Source organism: Methylococcus capsulatus str. Texas = ATCC 19069, from assembly GCF_000424685.1.
GTDB classification, from domain to species: Bacteria; Pseudomonadota; Gammaproteobacteria; order Methylococcales; family Methylococcaceae; genus Methylococcus; species Methylococcus capsulatus.
The window spans coordinates 13853-33479 of the sequence record NZ_AUKJ01000007.1 but is presented as its reverse complement, the minus strand read 5'-3'; the positions used below and the strand labels follow the sequence as shown (position 1 = coordinate 33479).

Annotated in this window: 10 protein-coding genes; 5 read left to right on the top strand and 5 right to left on the bottom strand. The window is 65.3% G+C overall.

Annotation, left to right across the window (positions count from 1 at the left end):
• Position 1 precedes the first annotated feature (1 nt).
• From H156_RS0101605 to H156_RS0101595, 3 genes are all read right to left on the bottom strand, one after another.
• Entirely contained in the window at positions 2 to 2788 is a 2787-nt protein-coding gene (locus tag H156_RS0101605; RefSeq protein ID WP_017364532.1) for a BPTD_3080 family restriction endonuclease, read from the bottom strand.
• Positions 2788 to 7350 (bottom strand): DUF559 domain-containing protein, encoded by a 4563-nt coding sequence (locus H156_RS17290; protein ID WP_211221985.1) that lies wholly within the window; start codon positions 7348 to 7350, stop codon positions 2788 to 2790. Before H156_RS17290 ends, H156_RS0101605 begins: the two co-directional genes overlap by 1 nt.
• A 94-nt stretch (positions 7351 to 7444) precedes the next feature.
• Entirely contained in the window at positions 7445 to 8293 is an 849-nt protein-coding gene (locus H156_RS0101595; RefSeq protein ID WP_017364245.1) for a TrmH family RNA methyltransferase, read from the bottom strand.
• A gap of 6 nt (positions 8294 to 8299) precedes the next feature.
• On the opposite strand from H156_RS0101595, the gene H156_RS0101590 reads away from it, so the two are divergent.
• The gene (locus tag H156_RS0101590; RefSeq protein ID WP_017364244.1) at positions 8300 to 8896 is read left to right on the top strand and encodes an rRNA large subunit pseudouridine synthase E; all 597 of its coding nucleotides are present in this window, start codon (positions 8300 to 8302) and stop codon (positions 8894 to 8896) included.
• Here H156_RS0101590 and H156_RS0101585 read toward each other — a convergent pair.
• Both H156_RS0101585 and H156_RS0101580 read right to left on the bottom strand, forming a co-directional pair.
• Positions 8859 to 12632, bottom strand: a complete 3774-nt coding sequence (locus H156_RS0101585) for a sensor domain-containing protein (RefSeq protein WP_238536785.1) — start codon at positions 12630 to 12632, stop codon at positions 8859 to 8861. The two genes, H156_RS0101590 and H156_RS0101585, sit on opposite strands and share 38 nt — an antisense overlap.
• A 38-nt stretch (positions 12633 to 12670) precedes the next feature.
• The gene (locus H156_RS0101580; protein ID WP_238536784.1) at positions 12671 to 13681 is read right to left on the bottom strand and encodes a hypothetical protein; all 1011 of its coding nucleotides are present in this window, start codon (positions 13679 to 13681) and stop codon (positions 12671 to 12673) included.
• Between the two features lie 117 nt (positions 13682 to 13798).
• Between H156_RS0101580 and H156_RS0101575 the strand changes: the two genes are divergently transcribed.
• The 4 genes from H156_RS0101575 (at position 13799) to asnB (ending at position 19626) form a co-directional block, all read left to right on the top strand.
• A complete protein-coding gene (locus tag H156_RS0101575) occupies positions 13799 to 14935 on the top strand; it encodes a calcium:cation antiporter (protein WP_017364241.1) in 1137 nt (378 codons plus the stop codon).
• Positions 14936 to 15090: 155 nt separating this feature from the next.
• Positions 15091 to 17175: an elongation factor G gene (gene fusA / locus H156_RS0101570; protein ID WP_010959892.1), complete on the top strand. Its 2085-nt coding sequence runs from the start codon at positions 15091 to 15093 to the stop codon at positions 17173 to 17175.
• A 179-nt stretch (positions 17176 to 17354) separates the two neighbouring features.
• Positions 17355 to 17717: a hypothetical protein gene (locus H156_RS15640; protein WP_143708446.1), complete on the top strand. Its 363-nt coding sequence runs from the start codon at positions 17355 to 17357 to the stop codon at positions 17715 to 17717.
• An 88-nt stretch (positions 17718 to 17805) separates the two neighbouring features.
• The gene (asnB, locus tag H156_RS0101560) at positions 17806 to 19626 is read left to right on the top strand and encodes an asparagine synthase (glutamine-hydrolyzing) (RefSeq protein ID WP_010959890.1); all 1821 of its coding nucleotides are present in this window, start codon (positions 17806 to 17808) and stop codon (positions 19624 to 19626) included.
• The last annotated feature ends 1 nt before the right edge of the window (position 19627 follow it).

The following is a 19627-nucleotide window of genomic DNA, read 5'->3' as shown; positions in this document are numbered from 1 at the left end:
CTCATCCCGCATGCAAGAGGAGCGTGTCCCGCATCCGCGCCGGCTCGAATACGACGGAGAAGCACCACCGGCCGAAACCGCCCTGTTCGTTCACCGCTTTCACCCAGATCTCCATCGCGGCCCGTTTGGCGCGGTTCCGTTCGCTGTCCCGGCCTTTCACTTCCAGCACCAGCGTCTTGCCGTTGCTCAGGCGTATCAGGTAGTCCGGCACGAAATTGCGTGAAGAGCCGCGGTAGAGATAGCGCACCTTGAAATCCAGGTGGTCGTTCTTGGCCCAGGCCAGCACGACCGGCTCCGTCTCGCACAAATCCGCCACGGCTTTTTCCCACACGCTGTCATACGCCACGTGGCTGATCTGCGATTTCCTGGTGGGAGCGCAAGGCCTGGTGGTGTACCAGGTACGCATGAAGGCGGTGGAGCCGATCGGATTTTCCTGGTCGAAGCAGGCCGCCAATTTTTCCGTGTTCTGTACCTGCACGAACCGGCTCACGTGGCCGACGACGGTGTCCATGTTCATGGCCAGCAACAGGCGGCGCCGCAAGGGGTCTCGATGCCACAGACTGGGAATACGCAGCCTGTCGCCGGCCAGGAATTGCTCGACCAGCCGGATCAACTGCACGGCCAGGTATTGCTTGTCCGCCGCGAAGACGTCCGCGCTTTGCAGATAGAGCTTTCGGGCGGCCCGGAAGACGAGATTCTGCAGGCGGAACTCCGCCGCGGCCTTTTCCAAATCGATCTCGCTCACCTTGGAAAGATCGGCCTGCCCCGCCAGCGCCGGGGCGATTTCCGCGTGGATGGGCGTCTGCATCGGGTCCAGCGTGAGGGGTGTCACGGCCTCCCAGTCCATGACCAGTGTGGGCCGCAGCACCGTATCCACCCGCAGCACGTTGGGCCAGCGGATTTCCAGCGGCTGACGGCCGGGCACCACTTCCACCTGTATGCTGGGCTTGGGCGGTGGCGGCGGTTCGCCGCCTTCGCCCACGTCCTGGAAGATGGAAAGCGGCACGCCGAACACGTTCACATATTCCGGCAGGAACAGCCCGTCCTCGTCCCGCTCGTAGGCGACGCGCCGCAGACCCCGGCCGATCACCTGCTCGCACAGCAACTGGCTGGTGAAGGCACGGAGCCCCATGATGTGGGTGACGTTGGCGGCATCCCAGCCCTCGGAAAGCATCGCCACGGAAATGACATTCTGCAGCCGCTGCCCGGGCTTGCCGCGTTTACCGACGGTATCGACGAGGGCGCGCAACTGCTCTTCCTGTTTGGCGTTGAGCAAATCGTCGCGTTCGTCGTCCGGCAGGCCCGCCGCCCGAATGATCGCCTCCAGCCGCTCGGCATAGTCCTTGTCGCGGGTGACGGATTCGCCCCGTTCGGCTTTCTCCAGCACTTTGGAATCCACCCGCAAGGTCCGGTCCGGCGCCCGGGTTTCGCCGATCGGACAGTCGCCCCCGTTGAAAAAGCGTTCGATGCGCGCGGCGGTCTCGGTGCGATTGCATACCGTCAGCAGCACCGGCGGCGTGTCATGCCCGGCCTCCCGCCATCGCCGGGCCGTTTCCCGCCAGTCGTGGGCCAGCAGGGCATAGGCCTTCTGCACCAGGTCCGGCAGCGGCTCGTGCGGCCCGGCCTTGCGGTTCAGGTCTTCCTTCACCTCGGCTTCGTCATAAAGGTGATAGAGCTTGGACTTATAGCTCTGGGCATTGGCCAGCGCGTCGTCGCGCACCACCACGCGCGGCGTCTTCACCAGCCCGGCTTCGATGGCGTCGTTCAGGCCGAAGTCGGAAACGATCCAGCCGAACAGGCCTTTTTCCGTGGATTTCTTGCCGGTGGGCGCGAAGGGCGTGGCGGAAAGGTCGAAGCAGCGGCGGATGCGCCGGGTCCTGTGGATGCGGTCCAGCCCCTCGATCCAGCGGGTGGCCTCGTCCAGATCGATGCCCAGCTCCTCCGCCTCCTTCTTGCTCACCTTGAGCTCGGCGCGCTGCCGATAGGCATGGTGGGCTTCGTCGTTGATGACCACGATGTCCCTGTAACCGGCCAGTTTGCCTAGCACCCGCCGGGTGAAGGCTTCGTCGCTCTCCGCGCCCTTTTTCACCACCGAGCGGTCCGGCTCCTTGAGCGGCATCAGCGTGTGCCAGTTCTCCACCCGCAGCGCGGCCTGGTTGATCTTCTGGCGCATGGCCTCGTTGGGGCACAGGCGGAATTCGTCGTACACGTTCTTCCCGTGCCCCGGATGGAGCACCTGCAGGCGCTCCTTCACCGTCAGGCCCGGGGCCACCACGAAGATCGCCGCCGAAAACTCCTTCCGCTTGGGGTAGGTGAGCGCATTCGACACCTGCCAGGTGATGATCAACCCCATCAGCGTGGTCTTGCCGGTACCCGTCGCCATCTTGTTGCAGACGCGCTCCCACGGCCCGCCGTCGCCGGGCAAGTGGATGCCCTGCTTGAATTCCTGCGGCCCCTCCACCCACCAGATCAGCGTTTCGATGGCTTCCAGTTGGCAGAAATAGAACGGCAATGGCCGCGCCTCGCGGTCATGCCAATGCTCCAGCAAGCGACGGGTGACGCTGGTGATGCCGGGAAAGCCCGCATCCCGCCACTCGTCCACGCGCTCGCGGATGCGGTTGACCAGCTCCAGCTCCTCCACCCGGCGGGTGTGGGTGCGCGTGTCGAACATCTCGTACCCGGCCTTGCGGCGGCCTTCGACGATCTGGAGCACGCGGCCGTGGGCGTCTTGCTCCCAGTGCCGGGTGGGTCGGGCGTAGGGGGAATTGATGATGAGTGACTTGGGCATCAATCCAGGGCCATGACTTTCAATGACTCGATCCCCCGGTCATCCACGATCTTGACCGCTATGCAACGGTTCTCGCCCGCCTCGAACGGCAGCGACACCGTGCCATGGAACTGCTCCAGCAGGTCTTCGTCCAGTTCGGCGCGGATGTCCTTTTTCAGCTTGTACCAGCCATCCTTGGCGCCGGCCATGGGGAAGAACACCTGCCTGGGAAACAGGGAGCGGTTGTCATAGTCGGTGTCCAACAGCCATAGGGCGATCTGGTTCTTGCCGCCGGATTTCAGCTCACCGGTGACCGTGTCGAAGTAGTCGAAGCCGTGGACTTCGACCTGATACCAGACACCCTCACCCCCGGCCCCTCTCCCGCTTACGGGAGAGGGGGGAGGGACGCGGCGCAATTCAACGTCCGGCTGGCCCATCAGCCAGAAGGATTCGTTGCTGGCGCGGGCCTTCTTCAAATCCTCCGTGAGCAGGTCGGTGTTCATCTGCACCTTGAGGGCAGTGATGCCCTTGATGTTGTCGATGTCCTTGGCCGCTTCCGGATCGAAGGTGAAGGCGCAGAACACCAGCATCTTGGGCAGGGGGAACAGTTCGCCCGCCTCGCGCATGGCGATTTCCACCTGGCGCTGCTCCAGCGCTGCGTGTTCCGGGCCGAAGCTCACGGCGACGCGATCAAAGCCCCTCTCCCGCAAGCGGGAGAGGGGTTGGGGCGAGGGAAAGGATTCCTCCGCCACCGTGCCCACCGCATGGATGTAGCGCGCCCCCGGCAGCGGTTCCAGATCGGCCAGCTTGAGGATTTGCCCGCCCTTGCCGCGGATGCCGGTTTTCAGCAGCTCGTCGCGCCAGCGGGCCTGCCGGGAGGTTTCGCCGGAGCGGGCCACCGCCGTGTCGGCCACAAATCCGACGTCCCTCTCCCCCTGGAAGAGGGGTTGGGGTGAGGGCTCCAGTGCCAGCACCGTGGGAAAGGGCACCGCCTCCACGGTGAAGGGGCCGGTGATCCGCAGCTTGGTTTTGGACACCAGCGGCTGGTCGTAGAGGGTTTCCTGGTCGGCGTGAGCGGCGATGGACGCGTCCATCTGCCGCTGCATGGCCTGGCGCGCGGCGTGGAAAGCGTCGAAAGGCGCGCGGGCGGATGCCGGCCAACCGGGGGGAAAGTCGAAAGGAACCTCCCACTCCTTGAGCCCCTCTCCCGTAGGCGGGAGAGGGGTTGGGGCGAGGGAATCGCCTGTGGCGGGTGGATTGGAAACACCCTCATCCCAGACCCTTCTCCCGCCCGCGGGAGAAGGGCTTTCGTTTTCCCCTCCGCCGCCCGCGGGAGAGGGGCTTTCGTTTTCCCCTCCGCTGCCCGCGGGAGAGGGGCTTTCGTTTTCCCCTCCGCCGCCCGCGGGAGAGGGGCTTTCGTTTTCCCCTCCGCTGCCCGCGGGAGAGGGGCTTTCGTTTTCCCCTCCGCTGCCCGCGGGAGAGGGGCTTTCGTTTTCCCCTCCGCTGCCCGCGGGAGAAGGGTTTTCGTTTTCCCCTCTCCCGCTGGCGGGAGAGGGGCTAGGGGTGAGGGTATCGTTCCTGGCGACATGCTCCCAAATCACCTGCAACACCGCTTCCGTCTCGCCCAACACCTGATGGTTCCAGAACCGCAGAACCGTCAGCCCTTGGCTTTGCAAAAACGCGGTGCGCCGTTCGTCGTACGTTTTCTGCTCCGCGTGCTGGCCACCGTCGAGTTCGATGACCAACCCATGCTCGTCGCAAAAAAAGTCCGCGATGTACTCGCCGATGGGGTGTTGCCGCCGGAATTTGGCGTTGGCCAGCCGGCGGTTGCGCAGCAACCGCCACATGAGGTTTTCCGCGTCCGTGGCGGTCTTGCGCAGGTCGCGGGCGTGGCGCTTCAGGTCTTCGGGCAGCCTGGCGGGCGGGTGGGGGATGTAGTCCCATTCGGCGCCCTCACCCCCGGCCCCTCTCCCGCCCGCGGGAGAGGGGAGCGAGGTGCTCTCATTCCAGACCTTCCTTCCTGCCGTCTCGGTTACGGCGCTCGCTACGGCTCGCCCACCCGCGGGAGAAGAGCTCTCACTCCCCTCTCCCCGAGGCGCGAGCGATGCCTTCGCCGTTCTCCCCTCCCCCACAGGCGGGGGTGTTGTTCTCCACTCTCCCGTAGGCGGGAGTGCTGTCTCCCCCTCTCCCGCAGACGGGGGCGCTGTTCCCCTCTCTGCCGCGGACGGGAGAGAGGCCTCCGCTGTTTTCCCCTCTCCCGCGGGCGGGAGAGGGGCCGGGGGTGAGGGTGACTGGAGCGCCGCATTCAGCTCCGCCAGCGCCCGTTCGATGGCCGGGTGCATGCGCTCGTAGATTTCGTCGATCTCCGGGTTGTTGGCGATGGACTTCAGCGTCACATGGGGCACGGTCTTGTAGATGAAGCCGCCCTTCAGGCCCTCGTGGGGGTATTTCAGCTCGTAGTAGTCGTAGCTGGCGGTCAGCAGGCGCTGCTTGGCCAGGGTGACGGCGACGCGGGAAGTGTCGCAGGTGATCCAGCGCCGGCCCCATTTCTCGGCGACGAAGGCGGTGGTGCCGGAACCGCAGGTGGGGTCCAGCACGAGGTCGCCGGGGTCGGTGGTCATCAGGAGGCAGCGTTCGATGACTTTTGCGCTTGTTTCGACTACGTAGCGCTTGTCAGAAGCAAACCCTGCTAGGCCTGTATCCGTCCAGTTATTGGTTATCGGAAAAGCGGGGAAATCATCAAGATAGCGTACGTAATACAATCCGCCTGCATCTGTTGCCTCTAACCGATTGGCTAACAATAGCCTTGTCATGCCAAATTCATTTGTTTTCCACCGCCCCTTTATACTCGGGAGATAGTCTTTGCCGGCAAATTTTACAGGAAACCAACAGGCCGCGCCTTCGCCCTTTTGTCTGCCTTCACTTTGACTGGTCAGATTGTCTATTCGATAAACCTTTCCATAAATACCAACTATTGATGGGTCGTTTTTTTCGCTGGCAGTCATTGCGCGACGGCGACCATCTTCAAATTCCACCTTACCATAAGCAAGCCCCCCTTCAGCACCGGCTGTCTTGTCTTTGTATAGTGAACGGTATTTAGTTTGTTCCTTGCTTTTGCCATACCACAAAAGATAATCCGCAGTCCCCGGAAGAAACAGATTGGTCGCACCGCTGGTTTTGGAGAATGTAATTTGAGCGATGAAGTTTTCTGATCCAAATATCTCATCCATCACCTCCCGCACATGGTGCAGATTCTCATCCGAAATCTGCACGAACACGCTGCCCGATTCGCTCAACAATTCCCTCGCCAGCAGCAGCCGGTCGCGCAGATAGGTCAGATAGGAATGGATGCCCAGCTCCCAGGTGTCGCGGAAGGCCTTGATCATTTCCGGTTCCTGGGTCAGATCCTCGTCCCTGCGGTCCTTCACGTCGCGCTTGTTGACGAAGGGCTGGAAGTTGGAGCCGTATTTGATGCCGTAGGGCGGGTCGATGTAGATCATCTGCACCTGGCCGGCCATGCTCTCCTTCTGGATGAGCGAGTTCATCACCAGCAGGGAGTCGCCGGCGATCAGGCGGTTGGCCCAGTCGCGCTCGTGCTTGTAGAAGGCGATGGCTTCGCGCAGCGGCAGGTTTTCGAAGGGGGCGGAGAAGAGGTCGGGTTGGAAGGCGGCCCTCACCCCTGCCCCTCTCCCGCCCGCGGGAGAGGGGTGGGATATGGTCCCTGTCGCCGCGGGAGAGGGGTGGGATATGGTCCCTGTCGCCGCGGGAGAGGGGTGGGACATGATCCCTGTCGCCGCGGGAGAGGGGGTGTGAAGCCCTTCTCCCGCAGGCGGGAGAAGGGTTTGGGATGAGGGCGCCCTGCCGCCGCGGGAGGCGTTCTTTGGCTGCTTTTGCACGGCGGCAATTATGGTCGCCGGGTCGATGCGTTCGTGCACGTGCAGGGACACGGTGTCCACCTCGAAACTGGTGCGCTCGGCCTTGCCGGTCCAGTTGAGATAGGGCGCCTGCATGCGCTTGAGCTGCTGCAAGGCTTGGCGCATGTGGTCCGGGTCGCCGGAGGCGAGGGCGTCGTCGATGAGGTTTTCCACCCGGGCGCGGGCGCTGTCGAACTGGAGCGCGGGGTCGATGTGCGGGTCATAGGCCCAGCGGGTCTCCTCCTCCACGCCGTCGCTGGCGGCGTCCACCATGCCGACGTGGGGGTTGTTCCTGCGCTTGTCGCCATGGCGGTAACTGAGAACCTGGATCGCGTCGCCGGGTCTGGCGCGCGGAACCGGGCCGGCTTGCGGCGCGCCGCGGGGCGCGGCCTTCGGCGGCGCGACCTGCACTTGAACGTTCAGCAACGGCTCGTCGCCCTCGTGATCCGCCGGCACGGCACGCATGACCGAGCCGCCCCGGCCGCGTCCGCTCGCCAACAAGCCTTCCGCGATCAGGGCATCGCGCACCCGGCGGAAGTCCTCCTCGGATACCTCGCCGTCCAGCGATTGCGCCAGCCGCTCCAGCAGGGCCTTGTCGCCGATGCTGGCGCCGTTCGCGGGGACGTGGCGAAGAATCAGTTCGCGCAGAGTGGGGTCGATTTCTGTCATGGAGCGGGTCCTTGTCATCCGGCCGATGGAAGCGAAGCGGTTCCTGAAACCTCGATCTCGACATAGGGTAACGGAATCTCGGCAACCCGTGCCCCTAGCGTTCCGCTTGCCGGAGGAGCAGCGAATACGTCAGGATCGCCGCGGTGGCCGAGACGTTCAGAGACTGGATCTGCCCGCCGCCCGGAATGGTGACGACGGTTTCGCAGGCGGCGAGGGTCGGCGGCGGCAAGCCGTTTTCCTCGTTGCCCAGCACCAGCAGAATGGGACGGCGGTCCCGCGGCACGGCTTCCGGGGGAATGCCTCTGGCATGCAGGGCGGTACCGACGACATGGAAATGGGGGCGCAAGCTTCGCAGCGCTTGCGCCGCGCTGGTGAGGCGGCGGACGTCCAGGAACTCCAGCCCGCCTTCGGCCACCCGGTAGGCCGCGTCGGACAGGCCGGCTTGGGCCGGATGGTCCGACAGGACCAGATGACCCAGGCCGAAGAAGGCCAAGGTCCGGGCGATGGCGCCGAGGTTGTGGGGATTGCCCACGCCATCGAGCAGGACCGTGGCGGCGCCTGCTTTCGCCCAGTGCTGCGCGGTCTCGAGGGTGAGGTCCGGCACCTCGCGCGGCCTGACCGCGGCGACGATGCCGCCGTGCAGGACGGTGCCAGCGACCCGCGCCATTTCCTCCGGCGGCAGCAGGCGGTACGGCCGGCGCAGCCGCGCCAGCACGGCGCAGAAGGGGCCGGCCGCCGTTTTCATCGAGTCGTCGTAGTAGAGCCGCACCACCCGTTCGGGCTCACGCCGGAACACCGCGGCCACGGCGGACAGTCCGGCGATCTTGCCGAGCTTTTCTTCCGCCGCGCCGGAGTGGGCCGGCCGCGTCGCCCGTACCGCGGGCCCGGCTCCGCGTTTCCCGGGGGCGCCGCCCGCCCGGGGCGGCCTGGTTTTCCGTATCATCTGGTCATGTCCCGCATCATTGTCTTCAACAAGCCTTACGGCGTTCTGACCCAGTTCACCGACCGTGAACACGGCCGGGCGACGCTGGCCGACTTCATTCCCATCCCCGGGGTCCGTCCCGCCGGCCGCCTGGACCGCGATTCCGAGGGGCTCATCGTCCTCACCGACGACGGCCGCCTGCAGGCCGGGATCGCCGATCCCCGCCACAAGATGGCGAAGACCTATCGGGTCCAGGTCGAAGGGCTGCCCGACGAAGCGGCGCTGAACCGGCTGCGACGGGGGGTGCGGCTGAACGACGGCCTCACCCTTCCGGCCGAGGCGAACATCATCCCCGAACCGGCCTGGCTGTGGCCGCGCGATCCGCCGGTCCGTTTCCGCGCCACCATTCCCACCACCTGGCTGGAACTGGTCATCCGCGAGGGCCGCAACCGGCAGGTGCGGCGCATGACGGCGGCGGTGGGCTTCCCGACGCTGCGCCTGATCCGCTGGGCCATCGGCGCCTGGACGCTGGAAGACCTGGCGCCGGGGGAATGGCGGGAGCTGCCGCCCCCCGCCGGGAAGGGACTCAGGCGGGGCGCTGACGTTCGGCGACGAAGCGGATGAAGTCGTCCTTGGGCAGCGGCCGGGCGAAGTAGTTGCCCTGGAACCGGTGGCAGCCGTAACGCTCCAGGATCTCGACCTGGGTCCGGGTTTCCACGCCTTCGGCAATGACGTCGAGTCCCAGATGGCGCGCCATGCTGACGATGGTCTCGACGATGGCCGCGTCACTGCTGTCCTGCTCCAGATCGCGGACGAACGCCGAGGCGATCTTGAGGTCGTCCAGCGGCAGATGTTTCAGATAGGCCAGGGAGGAATAGCCCGTTCCGAAATCGTCGATGGAAAAACTCACGCCGAGGTTCTTCAGGCGCCCGATCTGCGCGACGGCGAGCTCGGTATGGTTCAGCAGCACACCTTCCGTCAGTTCGAGGCAAAGGTCCGTCGGCGAAACGCCGTTCTCCAGGCAGAACTGCTCCAACTGGGTCATCAGGTCGCTGCGCATGAACTGGCGCGGACTGACGTTCACGGAAAGCTTCGGCAGGGCCAGGCCCCGCGCCCGGATCTCGGCCAGACAGGCGCAGGCCCGCCTCAGCACGATAGCCCCCACCCGCAGTATCATGCCGTTCTGCTCGCAGACCGGTATGAACTGATCGGGGGAGATCGCACCGCGTTCGGGATGGAACCAGCGGATCAGGGCTTCGGCACCCACCACCCGCCCGTCACCGAGCATCTGCGGCTGGTAGTAGACCTCGAACTCGTCGTTGGCCAGCGCCTTCCGCAAGGCCTTTTCCAGCTCCAGCCGGCCGCGGACGACGGCCTCCATCGCGCTCTCGTAGAAACGGACGCCGTCGCGCCCCTCGTTCTTGGCCACGTACATGGCCGTGTCCGCCTGTTTGAGCACATCCTCGGCGGTGTTCGCGCCGTCGGGAAACAGCGCGATGCCGATGCTCACGGAGATGTAGTGCACGTAATCGTCGAGCTGAAACGGCGCCGAGAGCAGCTCGCGCACCCGCCGCGCATGGACGATCGCCTGGCCCGCCGCAACCGAGGCGCTGGGCTTGGCCGGCGCGAGCAGGACGACGAATTCGTCCCCCCCGAGGCGGGCCGCCGCTTCCTCGTCCTCCAGGCAGTTTTTCAGGCGCTCGGCCACCTGGACCAGCAGGCGGTCGCCCATGTGGTGGCCCAGGGAGTCGTTCAGGGTCTTGAAATAATCCAGGTCCATGAACAGCAGCGCGCCGTAGGTTCCCTCGCGCCGCGCCGCTTTCATCTGCTGCGTGAGCCGCTCGAAGATCAGACTCCGGTTCGGCAGGCCGGTCAGGGAATCGTAATAGGCGAGCTGGCGGATCTTTTCTTCCGTGCGCTTGAGTTCGGAAATGTCCGAGGAGATCGCGACGTAGTGCGTGATGTCCCCGTTGGCCGACCGAACCGCGGTGATGGTCTTGCGCTCGGGATAGACCTCGCCGTTCTTCCGCCGGTTCCAGATCTCGCCCTGCCAGCGCCCCGTCTGTTCGAGGCTGCGCCAGACCTCCCGGTAGAACTCCGCGCCATGCAGGCCCGACTTGAACAGCCGGGGATTCCGGCCGACCACGTCCTCCTGCCGGTAGCCCGTGATCCGGCTGAACGCCGCGTTGACCCTCAGAATCCTGCCGTCGGCACCGGCGATCAGAATGGCTTCGTCGGTCTCGAAGGTCGTCGCCGCCAGCCGCAGCTCGGCCTCGACCGCCTCGCGCCGGGTGATGTCGTCCACCAGCGAGGCCACGCCGATCACCGTGCCGTCCGGCGTCGTCAGCGGGGTGTTGTACCATTCGCAACGTATCGTGCGGCCGTCCGCCGTCACATTGGCGGTGACGACACGGTTTCCGGACCCTCCCGATACCTCCCGCCAGATCGCTTCCGCCTGCTCCAGTACGTCCTCCGGAAACAGTATGCCGGCGGAACGGCCGATCATCCGGTCCGCACCATAGCCGAAGATTCTTTCCGCCGCCGGATTCCAGCGGCTGACGATGAAATCCAGGTCCCACTCGATCACCGCCAGCGGCAGGTGTTCGACGTGCAGGCGCAGCCTCTCCTCGGATTGCCGCAGCGCCCGTTCGGCTTCCCAGCGTTCGGTGACGTCCTGCAGGGTACCCTGCAGCACCGGCCCCGAATCTCCCCGCCGTCCCTGGAGTTCGACCTTGAAGTTCACCTGCCGCACCGCGCCATCCGCCCGCCTCACACACAGCGGCCGTTCCACCCCGAGCAGATCGTCGCGTCCGCCCCGCAGCGCGGCCTCGATGAGCTCACGGTCTTCCGGGGCAAACAGGGCGGCGAACTCCTGATACCGATGGGGAACCTCACCGTCGAAGGGAAGCCCGAAAATCCGGTAGGTTTCCTCTGACCAAGTCATGCGGTCCGTCGCCGGGTCATAGACCCAGCTCCCCACGCGGGCGAGACGCTGAGCCTCCGCCAGCCGGCGCCGCTCGGCCTTGGCGATCCGTGAAGACAGCCACAGGCGCTGACGGCTCACCTCGAAGCCGAGCGTGCCCATGGCGATCAGCAGGGCGATGGCGATGGCGACCACGCGGTAAGCCGCGACCCGGTCCCGCCTCACCGCCGCGTCGATCTCCAGGCCCAGAGCGGCGAAAATCTCCCCGGTCTCCGTGTCCCGCACCGGCGCGAAAGCGGAAACCGTGTCCTTGCCATCCCCATGGGCCAGACCGAGCACCCGTGACCGGCCGCTGGTAAACACGCCGGCCACGGCTTCCGCATGCTCCGTGTTCGGCCACCCCCGCCCTTCGACGCCATTCCGAGGTGGCTCGATGTCGCCCGCGCTGGAGCCGATGGCGCGCATCGCCCCCCCTTCCGCCGGAATCAGGAGGTAAAGGCCCTTGAGTTTGGGGTCCGCGGCATCGATGCGCAGGAGCTGGCTGATGAGCCAATGCTCCTCCCGTTCCCGAACCTCCGTGGCCCCCGTACGGACCTGACGAATCCACTCCGGGTTGATCGACGCCGCCACGGTTTCGGCCTGGATCGACAACTCGCGGCGGACGCTCCGGTCGGCCGCATGCCCGAAAAGCTCGGTCAATACGAATGCAGCCCCCAGCACGACCGACGCGACCAGGACCAGCCTGACACCGAATCCCAGACCGGAACTGAGTTCCTCCGCGGGGACCGGAAGCTCGCCCGAGCGCCGGTAATGAAGCCAGATTCCCGCCCCCATGGCCAACGCACAGAGAGCGCGCAGCAGCGGCGCGGTCAGGGTGGCCGGAGGAAAACGGGACGTGCCCGACCCGGCGACCCCCAGGCTCACGGCGAAGACGGCCATCGCCAGGGCCGCCGCGACGAGGGCGACGTCGTACCGTCCTCGCGCGGTCCGCGCCGCCCGAACGAACGCCCCGACCGCCGCCAGCGCGCCGGGGAGCCCCAGGGCGTCATACAACACGCCGCTCGAGCCGCCGCCTGCACTCGGGGACAGCAGCCCCACCCCTACGAACACGAGCGCCTGGACCAGATAAACCCGCCGCACGGGCAGCCGGTCACCCTGGCTGACCAGCCCCTGGACGCCGAAATGGAACAGGCAGAGGAAGGAAATCGTCAAAACCGCCAACCGCGCCCAGGCGAAGACCGGATGATCCCCCAGCGAGGCGGCGAACAGGTCCAGCCATTCGTCGGCGCCATGAGCGATACCGAACATCCCCAGCCACAGCCAGGGTAGGCGCTGGCGGCTTCGGTCGTGGATCGCCCCGCAGACGGCAGCGAGCAGAATGAACGACAGGCCGTCGAAGAAGTAGATCAGATCCGGCTGTCCGTATGGCAGGACCATGGCCATCAAATCCCGTTGCTACCCGAAAAATGCCGGCATCAACGCACCGACGCCTTGAGCCGCTCCATTCGCCCGAACATGACCGCCCTCAAGCGCTCCCGCCCTATCGCGTGCTTGAGGCCGGCGCCGACGCCGGCGACCTGATCCGTCGAAGTGCAGTGGCTGTAAAACACCAGGCTCCCTTGCCGATACGGCAGAATGCCGAGCACCATCTGACTGGAATTGAAAGAATGGCCGACATAGAAATCGCGCACCGCAACGAGGGCGCCACCGGCCTTGGGCTGGACCATCTGATGAACCAGGATCACGGTGGGGCGCCCCTCCACCTTACGCTCGACCCATTGCAGAGTGCTGGCCGCCTCCGAAGGCGCCGGAAACCGCAGCAAAGCCGCCTGCAATTCAGGCGCGTAGTGGCGCAGCACCGCGCTTTGCTCGGTGAATGTCCTCAACTCCGCGGCCACGTCCACGGTGGCGCCCCCGGAACGGGCGTAAGGCTCGATGGCGTCCGCGCCGTATCTGCGGTAGCCATCCAGCCGTTGCCACAAAACCTCCCGATATCGGCGCGACAGGAGGCCCAGCTTCTCCGTTTCGGAGACATGCGCCAAGGTCCGGGCCAGCGCTCTGAATCCCTGGATTTCGGCCGCCGAGAAATTGAATTCCGAGCCGGGCTCGACTTCGCTCAAGGCTTCGGCCTCATCGGCATCGGAAGGGCCGAATTCGAAGCCGTTCAGCGCCTCCGGACCGCCGGCCGGAAGAAAAATGCCCGCGGCGATCACGTCGGAATCCCCCATCAGCAGCGCTCCATTGCGGACCGCGGCGATCAGCCGCTCGGGCGGCGCCTCGACGTACATGGCCAAGCCGGCGGCAAGGGTCTTGTCGGTCGGCTCGCGGACGTCGTAGGAAACGATTTCGCCCTGATCGAGACCGCCAAGGTCGGCGATTCCCAGCACCTCCGTCACCGGCCGATCCGCCGCGGCAGCGGCGAGCACCGGCAGGACGAACAGCACCCACGTCGGCAACCGCGGGAGACCTCTGAATTTCCGAAACATCACCATACCGTCCGATCCTCGTTTCCTCCGCCCCCGACACCCGGCCGCAGCACCGGAAGCCGCGCCCGCGAATGGTATCCTTAAGACAGAAGAACAAAACGAAAGTGCGTCACAACCATGTTCTCCCCCTCAAAGTCCCGGAAAATCCTCCGCGACCACGTTTCCGTCGTTCTGGGCTGGCTCATCTGGATCATCCTGCTGCTCAGCGGCCACAAGTTCGGGCGGGGTGACAGCCTCGCGGTGCTGGCCGCAGGCTCCGCACTGACATTCTGCACCATGCTGGGCTGCGTCTTCTCGGTAGTCCGGCAGGCCGACGAACTGGCCGAACTGCTGGAAGAGCCCTATGGCACGCTGGTCCTGACCCTGTCGGCCACCGCCATCGAGGTCAGCCTGATGCTGATGGTCATGGCCGGCGGCGGTCAAAATCCCTCGATGCTGCGTGACACCATCTTCGCCACCCTGATGGTCGTACTCAACGGCATGGTCGGCGTCTCCCTGGTCAGCGGCGGCTGGATCAACGTCGAACAGTCGTTCAACCTCCGCGGTGCCCTGTCGTTCCTGCACCTCATCGCCCCGCTCTCGCTGCTGCTCCTGGTGCTGCCGAACTATACCAGCAGCACCGGCGGACCGACCCTGGCCCCCGTCCAGGAAGCGTTCCTGGGGATACTGTGTCTGCTCGTGTACGGGGTGTTCCTGATCATCCAGACCGGCCGGCACCGGTCCTATTTCGCCAACATGAGCGCCGTCCTCGACGAAGAGCCCGAAAACGACGGCACCGCCCCCACGCTTCGCAGCCGCCGCAGCGCCATCCTCCGGACCTCGTCGGGCCTGCTGGCGGCACTCCTGCCCGTCGTTCTCCTCGCGGAACACCTCGGTTCGGTCATCGATTTCGCGATCGAAGAGTCCCACACGCCTGCCGCGCTCGGCGGCCTGGTGGTCGCCGCCCTGGTGCTACTCCCGGAAGGCGTCGGTGCGCAGCGGGCGGCGGCGCTGAATCTGATGCAACGGGCGGTCAACATCTGCCTGGGATCCGCGCTCGCCACCATCGGCCTGACCGTGCCGACCATCCTGCTCGCCGCCAGCCTGCAGCGGCATTCCCTGACCCTCGGCCTCAACGGCGCCGAGGAAACCCTGCTGTACGCCACCCTGCTGGTCTCGATGATGACTTTCATCAGCGGGTTTGCCAACGTGCTGCAGGGGATGGTCCACCTGATGCTGTTCGTCGCCTACCTGTTTTTCGTGTTCGTTCCATGAACGGACGCCGCCCGGCCGTCAAAAGCCGTCAACCAGGCCGTGGTACTCTCGACGCCGGCCGGGGCGGACGGCTGCGGAGCCCGAAAAGGGGAGACAAATGCCGCACCGGCGGTCTATAATTGGCGAATTTTTTTCCAACCCCCAGAAGTATCGACATGACTGATTTATCGCGTTACCGAAACATAGGCATCTTCGCTCACGTCGACGCGGGCAAGACCACCACCACCGAGCGGATTTTGAAGCTCACCGGCAAGATCCACAAGATCGGCGAAGTGCACGACGGTGCCGCGACGACCGACTTCATGGAGCAGGAGCAGGAACGTGGTATCACCATTCAGTCCGCGGCCACCACCTGTTTCTGGAAGGATCACCGCTTCAACATCATCGACACCCCGGGACACGTCGACTTCACCATCGAGGTCTACCGCTCGCTCAAGGTTCTCGACGGCGGCATCGGCGTATTCTGCGGTTCCGGCGGCGTGGAACCGCAATCGGAGACCAACTGGCGCTATGCCAACGACTCCGAAGTCGCACGGATCATCTACGTCAACAAGCTGGACCGGGTCGGCGCCGACTTCTATCGCGTGGTCAAGCAGATCAGGGACGTCCTGGGGGCCTACCCGCTGGTCATGACCCTGCCGATCGGCCGCGAAGAGAGTTTCATCGGTGTGGTCGAGCTGCTGACCCGCAAGGCCTGGATCTGGGATGACTCCGGCGACCCGATGAAATACGAGGTCAAGGACGTTCCCGCGGAGATGGCCGACGAAGTCGAAAAATGGCGCGCCGAGCTGGTGGAAAAAGCCGTCGAGCAGGACGACGAGGTCATGGAAAAGTACCTCGAGGGCGAAGAGCCGGACGTCGACACCCTCAAGCGCCTGATCCGCAAAGGCACCATCAAGCTGGACTTCTTCCCGACCTACTGCGGCTCCTCGTTCAAGAACAAGGGCGTGCAGCTGGTGCTGGACGCCGTGGTGGACTATCTGCCCGACCCGACCGAAGTCAAGCCTCAGCCCGAAGTGGACCTGGAAGGCCATGAGACCGGCGAGTTCGCCATCGTCGACCCGGATCGTCCGCTGCGCGCCCTGGCCTTCAAGATCATGGACGACCGTTACGGCGCCCTGACCTTCCTGCGCCTTTACTCGGGCCGGCTGGAAAAAGGCACCACCGTCCTCAACACCGCGACCGGCAAGACCGAGCGCATCGGCCGCATCGTCGAAATGCACGCCAATCAGCGCAACGAGCTGGACTCGGCCCAGGCCGGCGACATCGTGGCGGTGCTGGGCATGAAGAACGTCCAGACCGGCCACACCCTGTGTGACCCGGACAAGCCGGCCACCCTGGAGCCGATGGTATTCCCCGACCCCGTCATCTCCATCGCGGTTACGCCCAAGGACAAGGCTGCCAACGAGAAAATGGGCATCGCCCTCGGCAAGATGGTGCAGGAGGACCCGTCTTTCCACGTCGAGACCGACCAGGAATCCGGCGAAACCATCCTCAAAGGGATGGGCGAGCTCCACCTCGACATCAAAGTGGACATCCTGAAGCGTACCCACGGGGTGGAAGTGAACGTCGGCAAGCCGCAGGTGGCCTACCGGGAAACCATCACCAGGCGCGTCGAGGACGAGTACGTCCACAAGAAGCAGACCGGCGGTTCCGGCCAGTACGCCAAGATCAACTACGTCATCGAACCCGGCGAGCCGGGGTCGGGGTTCGTGTTCGAATCGACCGTGACCGGTGGCAACGTGCCGCGTGAATTCTGGCCGGCGGTCGAAAAAGGCTTCAGGAGCATGCTCGGCAAGGGTGTCTTGGCGGGCTACCCATGCGTCGATTTCAAGGTCAACCTGACCGATGGCGGCTTCCACGCCGTGGACTCTTCGGCGATCGCCTTCGAAATCGCGGCCCAGGCGGCGTTCCGCCAATCCGTGCCGAAGGCGGCGCCGCAGCTGCTGGAACCCATCATGAAGGTGGACGTGTTCACCCCGGATGCCCACGTCGGTGACGTGATCGGCGACCTGAACCGCCGCCGCGGCATGATCAAGTCGCAGGAAGCCGGCGTGACCGGCGTGCGCATCAAGGCCGAGGTTCCGCTGTCCGAAATGTTCGGCTACATCGGCGATCTGCGCACCATGACTTCCGGCCGCGGCCAATTCTCCATGGAGTTCTCGCACTACATGCCTTGCCCGAAGAACGTCGCGGACGAAGTCATCAAGGAAGCCCAGGAGCGTGCGGCCAGGAAATAACGGCCTTCCACGCATGCTCGTCGCACCGCGGAAGGCGCCCCCCGGGCCTGCCTTCCGCGGTCCGTCCCTTTCCGGATTCCCCGGCGGATCGAGGGCCCGGGTCCTCCCTATCCTTCGGCTCACGGCCGTTGTAACTTAATGGCGACACGGGCTTGCCAACAACCAATGAGGGGGATTTCATGAGCAGAAAGAGCATGGCCGACTGGTGGAAGGAGAGGCGGGCGAACGAGGAAAGGAAAAAGACCGGCCAGAGCGACTTCGAGGACGTCGAGGCCCTGTATGACCGGCTCGGCCGGGAACCGGCGGTGGATGCCTCGCTCGAGGCGATTCGCAAGGAAATGGCCGCGGTCTACCGCGACATGCGCGCCGGCCGGATCGACTGCAACGATGGCACCCGTCTGGCCTATGTGCTCGACATGCTGCGCAAGACCCATGAATCCAACGTCGTGAAGAACCGGCTGGGCGCCCTGGAAAAAGCCATGGGCGTGAAATCCGACACCGGTCCGGAATGGCTGGGACTGCCGTTCGGCAATTCCGACTGAAGGCACGATCGGCCGCAAATCCCACTCCCACCGGGCCAACGGGGCGGCGACACTCTCTCCCATACCGACTCTTCGAGAACCGGGCACCATGTGCGGCATTGCCGGCCTGTTCAACTGCAATCTCCCTGCTGACGAGCTCCGGCTCGACCAGGCCGTGGCCAAGCTGACCCATCGGGGCCCCGACGACCGGGGCATCTTCCTCGACGGCCGCTTCGGCATGGGGCATACCCGCCTCTCCATCATCGACCTGGCGGGCGGCCACCAGCCCCTGTTTTCCGAAGACCGGAGGCTGGCGCTGATAGCCAATGGCGAAATCTACAATTTCATCGAACTGCGCTCCGAGCTGACGGCGGCGGGATTCCGTTTCCAGACCCAGTCGGATTCGGAGGTCATCCTCCATGCCTACCTCGCCTTCGGGGAGGGCTTTTTGGAGCGTATCCAGGGCATGTTCGCCTTCGCACTGTACGATGCCCTCGAAGGACGCCTGATCCTGGCCCGTGATCGCTTAGGGATAAAACCGCTGTTTCTGGCTCGGCGTCCGGACGGCATCGCCTTCGCTTCCGAAATCAAGGCCCTGCTGCCCCTGCTCGACCAGCCCCGGGAAATCGATCCGCAAGGGCTGGCCCAGTATTTCCAAAACCAGTTTTCCACCGGCGCCACGACGGTCCTGCGAGGCGTGGAGCGGGTACTGCCGGGCGAAGCCGTGGTCGTCGAAGCCGGAAAAACGACCCGCCGCTTCCGCTACTGGTCACCGCTCGCCGTGCGCACGGAAGAGCTGGATTTCGACGAAGCGGCAGCGCGCTTCGATGCGCTGATGGAGCGAGTGATGGTCGAACACATGCGCTCGGACGTGCCTTTCGGGCTGTTTCTCTCCGGCGGCGTCGACTCCTCCCTGCTGCTTGCCCTGCTGACCCGGTATTCCGGCGAGCCCATCCGCACCTTCTCGGTCGGTTTTCCCGGCACCTCGCTGACCGACGAACTGCCGCTGGCCGAAGGCCTGGCCCGGCGTTTCCGCAGCCGCCACCGCGAGATCCGGCCCGGTCCGCAAGACATCCTCCACAGCCTGCCGCTGACCGTATGGGCGGCGGACGATCTGATGCGCGACAATGCCAGCCTGCCGACGTCCCTGCTGGCCCGGGCAGCCGGCGAAGAACTGAAGGTGGTGTTCTCCGGCGAGGGCGGGGACGAAGTGTTCGCCGGCTACGGACGCTACCGGACATCGCCGCTCGAACGTCTGTTCAAGAGCCTGCTCGCGCCCGGCTCGGGCGGTTTCCGCACCCGCGGCAGCTTCCGCGGACGCTGGCCGAAGACGCTGTTCGGCCCCGCCCTGCTGGCTGCCGCGCAATCGGCCCGGCGACCGGTGCAGGAATCCTGGCGGGAGACGCCGCGGGAATGGAGCGATCTGCAGCGGATGCAGTACGTCGACCTCTGCCACGCACTGCCCGACAACCTGCTGGTCAAGGCCGACCGCATGCTGATGGCCTGGGGAGTGGAAGGGCGGGTGCCGTTCTTGGACCACCGCGTCGTCGAATTCGGCCTGAGCCTGCCCGACCGCCTTAAGATCGAGGGACGCCAGGGCAAGCTGTTCCTCAAGCGCTGGGGCGAGCGGCTGGTGCCGGCGGAGCAGCTCTATGCCAGGAAGCGCGGCTTCCACGTCCCCTTGGGCGAATGGCTGGACGAGCCTTTTCTCGAACGGCTGAACCGGATCCTGCCGGAACACCCGGCACTCACCCCCTGGTTCAAACCCGCCGGCATCCGGGCGCTGATCGCCCGCTGCCGTGACGAGCGCCAGGGCAGCGCCATGCTCTGGGCCATCATCCAGTTTGCAATCTGGCACCGGCTGTTCATTTCCGGGAATGGCGAGCGGCCGGAGGCGCTGACCGATCCCCTGGAAATCCTGCAGCGCTGAA

Excerpts from the sequence above, each read along its gene's own strand:
- H156_RS0101575 (WP_017364241.1), top strand. The coding sequence starts at position 13,799 with ATGTTCTCCCCCTCAAAGTCCCGGAAAATCCTCCGCGACCACGTTTCC.
- H156_RS0101580 (WP_238536784.1), bottom strand. The coding sequence starts at position 13,681 with ATGTTTCGGAAATTCAGAGGTCTCCCGCGGTTGCCGACGTGGGTGCTG.
- H156_RS17290 (WP_211221985.1), bottom strand. The coding sequence starts at position 7,350 with ATGACAGAAATCGACCCCACTCTGCGCGAACTGATTCTTCGCCACGTC.
- fusA (WP_010959892.1), top strand. The coding sequence starts at position 15,091 with ATGACTGATTTATCGCGTTACCGAAACATAGGCATCTTCGCTCACGTC.
- H156_RS0101585 (WP_238536785.1), bottom strand. The coding sequence starts at position 12,632 with ATGGTCCTGCCATACGGACAGCCGGATCTGATCTACTTCTTCGACGGC.
- asnB (WP_010959890.1), top strand. The coding sequence starts at position 17,806 with ATGTGCGGCATTGCCGGCCTGTTCAACTGCAATCTCCCTGCTGACGAG.
- H156_RS15640 (WP_143708446.1), top strand. The coding sequence starts at position 17,355 with ATGAGCAGAAAGAGCATGGCCGACTGGTGGAAGGAGAGGCGGGCGAAC.
- H156_RS0101605 (WP_017364532.1), bottom strand. The coding sequence starts at position 2,788 with ATGCCCAAGTCACTCATCATCAATTCCCCCTACGCCCGACCCACCCGG.
- H156_RS0101590 (WP_017364244.1), top strand. The coding sequence starts at position 8,300 with ATGTCCCGCATCATTGTCTTCAACAAGCCTTACGGCGTTCTGACCCAG.
- H156_RS0101595 (WP_017364245.1), bottom strand. The coding sequence starts at position 8,293 with ATGATACGGAAAACCAGGCCGCCCCGGGCGGGCGGCGCCCCCGGGAAA.